The sequence below is a fragment of the Chryseobacterium sp. CG10_8 genome, from assembly GCF_058117085.1.
The window spans coordinates 1-11,583 of record NZ_JBYVEB010000027.1 but is presented as its reverse complement, the minus strand read 5'-3'; the positions used below and the strand labels follow the sequence as shown (position 1 = coordinate 11,583).

The following is an 11,583-nucleotide window of genomic DNA, read 5'->3' as shown; positions in this document are numbered from 1 at the left end:
CAAATTTTTAAAATGTGATAGGTTGGAATAAAAATTGTAATTTTGATTATTCATTCAATTTAAAGTTAAAATTATGAAAAAACACGGAATTCTATCTATTTGCGCAGGACTGGTATTGCTTTCTTGTGTAACTAATCCGATGACAGGACGAAAGTCATTGCAGATGAGTGACAATGGTCAGATTTCTTCAATGGCAGCTCAAGAATATAAATCGACTTTGACCAAAGCTAAGTTAATTACTGGAACAGCTCAGGCTCAAAGTGTGAAAAATGTTGGTCTTAGAATCAAAAATGCTGCTGAAAATTATTACAGAAGCATTGGTAGAGAAAGTGATCTTGCAAGTTATAGTTGGGAATTCAATTTATTGGAGGATAAGCAACTTAATGCTTGGTGTATGCCAGGTGGAAAAGTGGCTGTATATACTGGTATTCTACCCGTAACAAAAGATGATACTGGACTTGCGGTTGTCATGGGACATGAGGTGTCTCACGCTTTGGCTGGTCATGGTAATGAAAGAATTTCTCAACAAATGATAGCTCAGTACGGAGGAGCAATTTTGGGAGCTTCTATTTCCAACGCCCAGGCGGCAAGTATATTTTCGCAACTATATCCTTATGGAGCTCAAGTAGCAGTATTGGCCTATGGAAGAAAACAAGAATTAGAAGCTGATACAATGGGACTTAATTTTATGGCAATGGCGGGATATGATCCACGACAAGCGGTGCCTTTCTGGGGTAGAATGAATGCTGCTTCCGAATCTGCATCTCGTCCACCTGAGTTTTTGTCAACGCACCCAGGTCCTGAAAATAGAATAGCACAATTACAAGAAAAAATGCCTCAAGCTTTAGAGTATTATAAACAAGCGGGTGGTAAACTATAGACCTACAGTGATCAAAATTAGTTAAATAGAAAACCTTTCCAAAAATTTCTTAAATTTGGAAAGGTTTTTTTAATCAACAATAACCATGAAAAATTTAACATTTATCGGAATTATATTGTTAGCACTGGCTTTTGTGCTATATAATTTCATTCCAGAATTCTCTGTCATGAAGCTTTTTGAACCTACTAGTTTGATGGGTATTCTTGCAGGCGTAGGTATTGGACTTTTTATTGGTGGCCTGGTTGGCTATATCAGCAAGGGTTCTGCAATGAGAGAAGCTCAAAAGAAAAAAGAGTTCAAGCAATTACAAAAGGAGAAAAAGGAATTGGAAGAGCAAGCAGCAGCTTTAGCTAAACAAGCATCCGCATCGACTCCAGTCGAAGTATCTAATATTGAAAAGAATAATTAAATTTTTTGGTTTTGTCCCTGATTTAGAATTGTAGTCCAGCTCCAACTAAAAATAGGTGAGGGCGATTATCATATCGGATTACTTGCCCACTATTGTTGTTAATGAATTCTCTTTGGTCATCGGAAAAAGCACCTTCATACCTTCCAGAGATGATAAATTTTCTTATTTTGATTTGTGCCCCAAATTGATACCCAACCGTGAAATTATCTCTTGCGTGTTCGACAAAGTCATTGTATTGATTATCATTGTTTAACAAATAGCTTCCAACAGGTCCGCCATATATCGAAAACGATTTGTCCAGAAAATTAATACCAATCAAAGCAGGTAAATCTACACGATTACTTTTGGCTTCGATGGTGGTATTTGAAAAAGGATCATTAAACTCATTTTTGAATGTCGTATAGTAGATTTCTGGCATCACAAAAAAAGGTCCAGGGAGATCTACTTTTGCAGACAAACCTACGTTGAAACCAGTATTGTCACTACCTTGACTCTCATAAGCATTAATTGCAGATGAGGAAATACTTTCCCAACTCGCTGATTTTGTTGGAAATAGCAAGTGAGACTTAATACTTACAGAAATTTGTCCGAAACTTAGTCCAGAAATCAATAGGAGTATAAAGCTAAAGTTTTTCATTTTTAGGAGGTTTTGTAATAATATTATCAATTGATGTCTTATTGGTCTCCAAGAAATATTCTCGGAGTTCCTTAAACAACTCTGAAGAATAAACGAAATCAATTAGGTTTTTATTTTGCGCATTGATAACATTATCTTTGGTTCCTTCCCATTCTTTCACTCCGTTTTTAAGATAAACGATTTTTTCACCGATAGTCATCACCGAATTCATGTCGTGGGTGTTGATAATCGTTGTGGTATTATATTGTTTGGTAATTTCGTAGATCAGATCATCAATTACATTAGAAGTGAAAGGGTCTAGACCTGAATTAGGCTCGTCGCAAAACAGATATTTTGGATTGTTGACAATTGCTCGTGCAATAGCAACTCTTTTCTGCATTCCTCCAGAAATTTCAGAGGGATATTTGTTGTTGGCTCCAGATAAATGCACATTGTCCATAACTTCTTGCGCTCTTTTTTTCTTTTCGCGAAAAGTCAAATTGGTAAACATATCCAAAGGAAAAGTAATATTCTCTTCCACTGTTAGTGAGTCAAAAAGGGCGCTACCCTGAAAAACGGTGCCAATTTCGGAACGAAGTGTTTGCTTCTGTTCTCTATTCATTTTTGTGATATCACGGCCATCAAATAGAATGTTTCCAGATGTAGGTTCGTATACATTAAGCAGAGACTTTAGGAAAACTGTTTTTCCTGATCCACTCTGACCAATAATCAAGTTAACCTTTCCTGTTTCGAAGGTCGTCGAAATTCCCTTTAAAACCACGGAATCTCCAAATTGTTTTTTAAGATCTTGTATTTCAATCATTAGCTTAAAATCATTTGGGTTAAAATAAGTTCGGAAATGATAATAAATACCATTGTCCAGACCACTGCTTGTGTACTTGCTCTTCCGACCTCCAAAGATCCTCCTTTGACGGTATATCCAAAATAGGCAGGAACAGTTGCTATAATGAAGGCAAAGACCGCTGTTTTTATAAAGGCATAATAATAAAACAGCATTGGCATATACATTTGTACTCCCGTCGTGAAATCTGCAAGAGTCCAATTTCCAGTTAATTCTCCAGCAGCAAATCCGCCACCAATACCAACAGTCATGCTTAGCGCAATTAACAGAGGATTAAAGATTACTGAGGCTAATATTTTCGGAAAAATAAGAAAATTAGGAGAGTTGACTCCCATAATATCGAGCGCATCAATCTGTTCCGTAACTCGCATTGTTCCAATACTGGAAGCTATGTATGACCCCACCTTCCCAGCAAGAATTAGACTAATAATTGTAGGAGAGAACTCGAGAACTAATACTGCTTTTGTTGCATAACCAACAAAAGGTTTTGGAATAGGAAGCGATGAGGAATCAAAATTATTAAACATTTGGATTGCTACTACAGCTCCAACAAATATAGATGTGAAAACAACTAAGCCAAAAGAATTGACGCCTAAGTCATTGACTTCGCGCATAAAAACTTTCCAGAAAACAGACCTTTTTTGGGGCGATCTTATCGCTTTTCCCATGAGAATAAAATACTCTCCAAAAGCACGAAGGAACTTTCTTAACATTCGGCTAAATTAATATTTATATTACAAAAAATCGCACTTATCTTGCTTTTTTGTCGCCTGTTACAAATAGAAAAATTGTTTTAAAGACTATGACGGCATCTAAGACAGAACTCCAGTTTTTAACATAAAAGGCATCAGCAAGAACACGCTTTTTCATTTCGATGTCCATTTCGCCGATATCTCCCCTCAGCCCACTTACTTGTGCCAGACCAGTTATCCCAGGTTTCACAAGACTCCGTATGCTATATTTTCCAATTTTTGGTTTGTAGTAATCATCGACCAACAACATATGTGGGCGAGGTCCAACCACTGACATGTCTCCAATCAAAACATTGATAAATTGTGGTGTTTCATCAAGACTTGTCTTCCTCAGTAAGCGACCTATTTTAGTTATCCGACGGTCATTAACTTGAGTAGTTTTCGTTGTTGATTCATTGTTTTCAACCATGGTTCGAAATTTGAGGCAGTTGAAAACTTCATCATGATATCCATACCTTTTTTGTTTAAAAAAGACAGGTCCTTTACTATCTAGTTTAATTATTATTGCGATTAGAGGGAAGAGCCAAGAACAAATAAAAATTAACACCAAAAGAGAGAACAGGATGTCTGCAATTCTTTTAATAAGATAGTTTGCAAAATAGTCAAGAGGAAATTTGGTTTCCATCAAGACTGGCTGGGTCTCAATATAAGTCAGTTCATATTGAAAAATATCATCTTGAATGAGGTTGGGAATGAGAGCAACCCTCACCTTTGCTCGCTCCGCCTCTTCAAGAATTTTATCGTGTAGATCTGCTGGAATTCCGCTGTCTTCCAGCGGTAGATAAATGGAATATATTCCGATTTCTTTCCAGAATTCTACTAGTTTTTCAATTTGAATTTCCTGATGAGGATATTCGAAAATCTTATAGCCATAATCTTTTCTTGTTTTCAAGATATTCTCTAGAATTTCACGCGAATCAGTTGTTTTTCCTAAAAACATTACATTACGGAAGTTGATTCCGTGGGCACGAGCGGATTTTAACGCAAAGAAGATAAATGATTTTAAAAGAAATAAAATAATGAATAGACTTCCTGCTAGCCAAAATCTTTCGGTCTTAATAAATGGATTATTACTAACCTTTCCCAACAAAATAATTCCAAAAAGAAATATTAATATTTGAGTAAAATAGCGTTCTAAATATAATGTGTAGGTGAGGTTTCTTGGAATGTTATAGAGTTTTGTCCTGACACCCAATAATATCCAAAATAAGCTTAGAAGAACAATGCTTGAAATATTTTGCTCCGAGAAAGCATCTAGAATATGTGTGCTTCCGCTCCTTCTCATAAAGAAAATCAAGAATAAAACAGAAATCACAAGGATATCTGTTAGAATAATGATGCTTTTAAAATATCTCGAAAACCGTAGTCTTTGCATTTAAAGAATAAAATCTAAAGATAAAGCTTTTCCGTAAACTTTATGGAATGTTGAGGTATTTATGTGTTTGGACTGATGATTGCCACCTTGGATTTTCTAAAATATAATCTGTGATTTTAGAATACATTTCGTTTCTTTTACTCCATTCACTTTGTAAGTAAAGTCTACAATTTTTGGAAACCTTACTTGCTTGTTCCTCAGCGAATATAAAATCATTATTATTATAGATAATCATTTTGAGTTCATTGGCTTTGGAATATATCTCTTCTTTCGGTAATCCTGTTTTTTTTGGAGACAAAGTAATCCAATCCAAGATACCACTCATAGGGTAAGCTCCAGAAGTTTCTATATGGATGTCGCAACCAAGGCTTTTTAGTTTATTGGTTAGTATATCGAGGTTCCACATTAAAGGTTCACCACCAGTAAGGACGATAGTTTTACTGTATTTTGATGCAATTTCTGCCACTTCTTCAGCGTCCATTAATGGGTGAAGTTGTGGATCCCAACTTTCTTTGACATCGCACCAATGACAACCAACATCACATCCACCTAATCTTATGAAATAGGCTGCCTTTCCTGTATGCATTCCTTCTCCTTGAATGGTATAGAAATGCTCCATGACTGGAAGTAATTTTCCTTCTTGCATCGCTGTTCTTTCTTCTTCCGTAATTCCTTTCATATGATTCAGTAAGATTATATTAAAAATGAACTTCACTTTTCGGAAGTGAAGTTCAAGAAAAATTTATTTTTTTATTGTCTTCTTTTGTAGGCTAATAAGGTGTTTTTCAGTAGCATTGCTCTCGTCATTGGGCCAACTCCTCCAGGAACAGGTGTTATCCAACCCGCCTTTGGTTCGCAACTTTCAAAATCAACATCGCCTTCCAAATGATAACCCTTTTCACCGTTATCTTCAACTCTTGTGATCCCAACATCTACAATCACTGCGCCATCTTTAATCATGTCACCTTTTAGATACTTAGGAGCTCCAAGAGCGACAATGATAATATCTGCTTTTTTGGTATAGTCTTCAATATTTTGGGTGTGACTATGTACTAATGTCACTGTTGCATTTCCTGGATTTCCTTTGCTGCTCATCAAGATGCTCATTGGTCGTCCAACGATATTACTCCTTCCGATTACCACACAATCTTTTCCTCGAGTATCGATGTGATATCTTTCCAAAAGTGTCATGATTCCGTAGGGAGTTGCTGGAAGAAAGGCATCCATTTCTAACGCCATACGACCAAAATTTTCTGGATGAAATCCATCAACATCTTTTTTTGGATCAATGGCGTCAATAATTTTATCCTGATTCATGCCTTTTGGAAGAGGCAACTGAACGATAAAACCATCAATCTCTGTGTTTTCATTCAATTTTTTGATTTCTTCTAAAAGTTCGGTTTCGGAAATGGTATCTGGAAACCTCAAAAGAGATGAACCAAAGCCAACTTCTTTGCAATCTTTTACTTTGGAGTTAACGTAGGCTTTACTTGCCCCATTTTCACCAACTAATATTGCTGCAAGATGTGGGGGTCTTTTTCCGCTGTTAACGATTTTATCAACTTCTTCTTTAATCTCGCTTTTGAGATCTTTGGAAACCTTTAGACCATCAAGAATTTTTGCCATTGTTGTTGTATTTAGTTTAAAAATCAGCGATGTAGTCGCAGTGATTATTTGTTTGCTTTATAATAATTAATCAGGCCATTGGTTGAACTGTCGTGAGAACTGATGGACTCTTTGTTTTCTAATTCGGGTAAGATTTTGTTTGCTAAAACTTTACCTAATTCAACACCGAATTGGTCAAAGCTAAAGATATTCCAAATAACCCCTTGAACAAAGATTTTATGCTCATACATGGCTATTAATTGCCCTAATGAAAACGGAGTTAGTTCTCTGAATAACAATGAATTGGTAGGAGTATTGCCATGGAAAACTTTGTAGTTGAGTAAGAAGTCAATTTCTTCTTGTGACTTTCCACTTTTTTCTAATTCTTCTCTGGCTTCAACATCAGTTTTACCAAATGCTAATGCTTCGGTCTGAGCAAAAAAGTTAGCCAATAATTTATCTTGGTGATCCGCTACATTATTGCAAGATTTTGCATAAGCAATAAAGTCAGCAGGGATCAATTCGGTTCCTTGGTGAATTAATTGGTAAAAAGCATGTTGCCCATTGGTTCCTGGTTCTCCCCAGATAATTGGACCAGTCTCGTATTGAACGAATTCGCCATTTCTGTCCACGCATTTTCCGTTACTTTCCATGTCTCCTTGTTGCAAGTATGCAGCAAATCTATCTAAATACTGAGAATATGGAAGGATTGCATAAGACGATGCAACGAAGAAATTACGGTACCAAATTCCTATTAATCCCATTAGAACGGGCACGTTTTCTGAAAATTCAGCATTTTGGAAATGTTGGTCTGTATCAAATGCTCCTTTCAATAACAGTTCGAAGTTTTCATATCCAACTGCTAATACAATACTCAATCCGATGGCACTCCAAAGAGAGTATCTACCTCCAACCCAATCCCAGAATTCGAAAATATTTTCTTTTGCAATTCCGAACTTGGTAACTTCCTGAACATTAGTTGATAATGCAACAAAGTGTAATGCTACATCTTCTGGTTTACCTTCTTGCAAAAACCAATCTTTCGCCGAATTGGCATTGGTCATGGTTTCTTGAGTGGTAAAAGTTTTGGAAGCAATGATAAATAAAGTTGTTTCTGGATTAAGCTTTTTAACCGTCTCAGCCATGTGATTTCCATCAACATTCGAAACAAAATGCACGTTAAGTCTTGTTTTAAAATGCTTCAAAGCAGAAACAACCATTACTGGACCTAAGTCAGAACCACCGATTCCGATGTTGACAACATCGGTGATATCCTTTCCTGAAAATCCTTTGTGTTCTCCAGAAATCACCTTTTCTGAAAAAGCTTTCATCTGTTGTAGAACTTCTTTGATTTTAGGTTTGATATTTTCCCCTTCCACCAAAATTTCTTTGTCGGAAAAATCTCTCAAAGCGGTGTGCAAAACAGCTCTTCCTTCTGTCTTATTAATTTTTTCACCAGAGAACATGGCAGAAATAGCATCTTTCAACTGACAATCATTGGCCAAGTTGAGCAATAATTCTTTAGTTCTGCTGTCCATTAAATTCTTGGAATAGTCAAAAAGAAAATTTTCTCTTTTTACTGAATATTCGTTAAATCTATTGTCGTTGTATTGAAATAATGTTCTAAGGTCAAAGTCGTTTTGTGCGAAATGCTCAGAAAGGTCTTTCCAAGCTTGTGTCTGTTGTGGATTTATATTTGGAAACATTGTAATATAAGTTTGTGTTATTAAGTTTCGAGTTTTTTCTTCGGGTGCAAATTTACGAAAAAATAGAACTATGCTCGTTGAGTTAAAGATTGAATTTAACCAAACATTAATCAGTAAGGGTTACCTCAAGCGCAAGTGCAGTTATGCTTGTTCGTAGTTTAGTTTTAGTGAATTTCCAATCACCTTCAACCATTTCTCCAATAATAAATGTTTCACCAGTGTTTTGAACAGCTCTTATAGAAGGATTACAACCTTTCTGCTTGCTTTTTTCGCCCGTTTTTGCAATGGTTTCATTAGCTTCATACTGGTTTTCATTATTAATTATCCATTCCATACCAATGATAAAGCCTTCTTTCGGTAATATTAAAGGTTTTGGCAACTTGTAGTAGTTTTTTCCTTGTTGACAAGAAATTGTTGTTGATTCTATGAGTTCTCCCGGTAACCCAGATTCGTTCATATAGAAGTTCATTTTAATGGTAGCTTTTCTCTTATGATGGATTTTGGTGTCAAAGCCGACTTTTTCTATAAAAAGGGGATTTTTAATTTTTCTATCGAATGAAATTTCTTTTCCAGCAATCCATGTCTGTGTGCTTGCTTCAAAGTAGGCTTTGCTAGTTTTTAAGGTTCCTATAAGATATTTATTTTTAAATCTAGGTCTATATATTTCTATTTCAGAAATCTGTTTGACAATGGGGTGGAGGCTGTAAGTGTTTTGGAATTGCGTGACTTTGAGATTCTGATAGCCATAAGATTGTATTTCGGTTGGTTTTTCTTCGTCCTCTAAACGTACTATTCCGTCATTTTCGGCATTTTTATAGGTTCCATCATCAAGGATGACCTTTGCGTAGGGAATAGGTTGTTTTGTTTCGAAGTCAATGATTTTTAAGTTTTGCTGTCCCATTAGTGCGCAACTGCACACGAGGACTATTAGAAGATAAACTCTCATTTTTGTGTTTTTAGAATAAAAAAATCCGTCATTACAACGGATTTTCTATACTTTTTATTTTGTCTATTGATTGATATTTTTTACCAATACCCATCCAGAATATTCGACTGGTGTACCATCATTTTCTTTCCAGTTAATGTGATACCAATAAGTACCTGTGCTTAGCTTCCTACCAGAAGACGAACGTCCATTCCATTTGTAAAACTTCTTGTTGTCAATCGTGTTAACTGGGTTTCCATATCGATCGTAGATTGAAAATGTGAGATCTTTTTTATAACTCAAGGCGCTGTAATCAATATGGTCATTTATTCCATCATCATTAGGTGTTATCGCATTGATAAGGTTAAGAACTGTTACATTCACAGTTACAGGATCACAATTATATGCATCTTTTACATAGAAAATATTTTCTCCTCGCGGAAGATTAGTAAACACATTGCTGTCTTGCCATAATATTCCGTCTGTCGAGTATTGGTAAGGAGCTGTTCCTCCTGAAACAGTGAGAGTAGCCGTTTTGTTTTCTACGTTTACTTTTGTAATTACAGGATTTGGAGCGGGTAAAACAGATACGAATTGTTGAGCTTTACAGTCGTCAAGAGTTAGAATTACTGAGTAAGTACCAATTCCAACGCCTGAAATCGATGACGTAGTTTCTCCTGTACTCCAAAGATATTCATCAAATCCCGGTCCTGCATCCAGGGTTGTACGCTCGCCAACACAGATTGTCTTGTCAACAAGGATACTTGATGTAACAGGAGGATTTACTGTTAATTTAACCTGAACTATAGAATAGCAATTGTAAGAATTATACACTTTAACAAAAACATAACCGTTTGATGAAGGATAGATGTTTGGTTGCACAATAGGGTTAGTTCCATTTTGAGCATTGGTTAAAGAGGTGTAATACTCGTAAGTAACTCCTGTGTCAGTGGTAACGTCAGCCGATGTTAAATCAAATATTCCTGCATTTATATCTGCAAGTTCTGCGCAGGCAAATATTTCATCTGAAGTTAGATTTGGAGTAGGAAGAAAGGTCAATGTAATTTTAGCATATGCAGAACATCCCTGGGAAGTAATTTTAGCATATACCTCATTTGCTGTCGTGTTATATGCTGTTGGATTGGTAATCTGATTGGTTCCAGCATTAAGGTTTGCTAACGTTGGGTAATAAGTGACAGTTGCACCAGCTGTTGTGGTAACATTAGCTGTTGTTAAATCAAAAGTTGCATTTCCATTGGAATTACAAGCTTCCAATGTGTCTTCTGTTGCATTAATTATTGGTGTTGTCAAGTTAATGACAGCGTCTGGATTGGCACAGTAGTTATCCGTTGGATCGGTCACATAAACAGATATTGTTGTATTTCCCGTGTATTGGAATGCTGTTGGATTAGCAATTGGAGTTGTGTTTCCTTGTACGTAATAAGTGAAGTTATATGCAGTAGGAGTATTAGTTAATTGTGCATTAAATGCGGTTAAATCAATAGTTGCAAATCCAGTTGTTGGGTCTGGACAAGCTGCAGTAGCATTAACTGTGGTTTGTATTAAAGGGACTTTATCAACATAGATTTTCACATTCTTAATAGAATGCCTTGCTTTTGCTCCGCCAGTTGCTGCTGAAAAACCAAAATAACCAAATGGCATTGTTGCTGCAGCTCCTGCAGGTGCAAAAGACTGACTTACGATTTGGGTGCCATTAATTCTAACAGTAATAATCCAATTGGCAGCATTGGCAGGATCAATCTCACCATTAACTTCAACGTGTCGGTAAGTAGCATTAACAAAAGGTATTGTTGAAATTAAATCCGCACTGTGAAATGTACTACCTGCTGTATTGTTAAGCTCAATATTACTATTGAGCCCATTATTAACGCCGTAAAGAATATGGACTTTACTCATTTGAGCTTCTGTTGTATTATTGAATATGTCAAAGCCCACCATCAATCCGGTTGAGTTAGGAGGTACACCTAAACCGCCACCTGTTGTAAAAGTAGCTGGGGGATTTTGTAGATACCAGAACGCTAGCCCGTCTCCTAAGCCAAATTGTGTAGTCCCGGTTCCATCAATTCTAAAATCGAATTCTACCTTCCACTTATCGCAATATTTTAAGTTAATTGCATTGTCTAACTTGATTGCTCCTTTTTGACCTGTAACATCAGTAGTAAGCTGAATGAAATCTGTATTAACCACAGCGTCTGGAACCAAAGTCCAGCCCGTAGTGACAACGGGGTTGCCGTTTAGCTGATAGGTTTGTGCAGATACAAATCCTAGACTGAACAAGGACAGTAAAAAAAGAGGTAAAAATTTTTTCATAGAAAGAATCTTTTTATTAATTGTTGGATTGCTCAAATTTAGCATAAATTATTGAAAGTTTCATAAAGAAATGGTAATAAACTTTGATTTTTGTGTTTGTTTTTGTGTTTATTAATTATTTT

Annotated in this window: 11 protein-coding genes; 2 read left to right on the top strand and 9 right to left on the bottom strand. The window is 36.1% G+C overall.

Annotated features, from left to right (window positions below; translation table 11 throughout):
* The first annotated feature begins 73 nt into the window (after window positions 1–73).
* Together AC4AGG_RS06575 and AC4AGG_RS06570 are read left to right on the top strand one after the other, a co-directional pair.
* Window positions 74–880 (top strand): M48 family metallopeptidase, encoded by an 807-nt coding sequence (locus AC4AGG_RS06575; protein WP_489771194.1) that lies wholly within the window; start codon window positions 74–76, stop codon window positions 878–880.
* Window positions 881–965: 85 nt separating this feature from the next.
* Window positions 966–1,289 (top strand): hypothetical protein, encoded by a 324-nt coding sequence (locus tag AC4AGG_RS06570; RefSeq protein WP_489771193.1) that lies wholly within the window; start codon window positions 966–968, stop codon window positions 1,287–1,289.
* 22 nt (window positions 1,290–1,311) lie between these two features.
* Here AC4AGG_RS06570 and AC4AGG_RS06565 read toward each other — a convergent pair whose 3' ends face one another.
* The 9 genes from AC4AGG_RS06565 to AC4AGG_RS06525 all read right to left on the bottom strand — a co-directional run bounded on the left by AC4AGG_RS06565 (window position 1,312) and on the right by AC4AGG_RS06525 (window position 11,461).
* Complete coding sequence (locus AC4AGG_RS06565) at window positions 1,312–1,926, bottom strand: outer membrane beta-barrel protein (protein WP_489771192.1); 615 nt, start codon at window positions 1,924–1,926, stop codon at window positions 1,312–1,314.
* On the bottom strand, window positions 1,913–2,728 hold the full coding sequence (locus tag AC4AGG_RS06560; RefSeq protein WP_489771191.1) for an ABC transporter ATP-binding protein: 816 nt from the start codon (window positions 2,726–2,728) through the stop codon (window positions 1,913–1,915). The genes AC4AGG_RS06565 and AC4AGG_RS06560 overlap by 14 nt, the downstream gene beginning before the upstream one ends.
* The gene (locus AC4AGG_RS06555; RefSeq protein ID WP_489771190.1) at window positions 2,728–3,480 is read right to left on the bottom strand and encodes an MlaE family ABC transporter permease; all 753 of its coding nucleotides are present in this window, start codon (window positions 3,478–3,480) and stop codon (window positions 2,728–2,730) included. The genes AC4AGG_RS06560 and AC4AGG_RS06555 overlap by 1 nt, the downstream gene beginning before the upstream one ends.
* Window positions 3,481–3,517: 37 nt before the next feature.
* Complete coding sequence (locus AC4AGG_RS06550; protein WP_489771189.1) at window positions 3,518–4,894, bottom strand: exopolysaccharide biosynthesis polyprenyl glycosylphosphotransferase; 1,377 nt, start codon at window positions 4,892–4,894, stop codon at window positions 3,518–3,520.
* 40 nt (window positions 4,895–4,934) lie between these two features.
* Window positions 4,935–5,573 (bottom strand): 7-carboxy-7-deazaguanine synthase QueE, encoded by a 639-nt coding sequence (locus tag AC4AGG_RS06545; RefSeq protein ID WP_489771188.1) that lies wholly within the window; start codon window positions 5,571–5,573, stop codon window positions 4,935–4,937.
* Between the two features lie 71 nt (window positions 5,574–5,644).
* Entirely contained in the window at window positions 5,645–6,520 is an 876-nt protein-coding gene (locus AC4AGG_RS06540; protein WP_489771187.1) for a bifunctional 5,10-methylenetetrahydrofolate dehydrogenase/5,10-methenyltetrahydrofolate cyclohydrolase, read from the bottom strand.
* Between the two features lie 44 nt (window positions 6,521–6,564).
* A complete protein-coding gene (gene pgi, locus AC4AGG_RS06535; RefSeq protein ID WP_489771186.1) occupies window positions 6,565–8,205 on the bottom strand; it encodes a glucose-6-phosphate isomerase in 1,641 nt (546 codons plus the stop codon).
* A 106-nt stretch (window positions 8,206–8,311) separates the two neighbouring features.
* Window positions 8,312–9,151: a hypothetical protein gene (locus AC4AGG_RS06530; RefSeq protein WP_489771185.1), complete on the bottom strand. Its 840-nt coding sequence runs from the start codon at window positions 9,149–9,151 to the stop codon at window positions 8,312–8,314.
* 63 nt (window positions 9,152–9,214) lie between these two features.
* Entirely contained in the window at window positions 9,215–11,461 is a 2,247-nt protein-coding gene (locus tag AC4AGG_RS06525) for a T9SS type B sorting domain-containing protein (protein ID WP_489771184.1), read from the bottom strand.
* Window positions 11,462–11,583 lie beyond the last annotated feature (122 nt).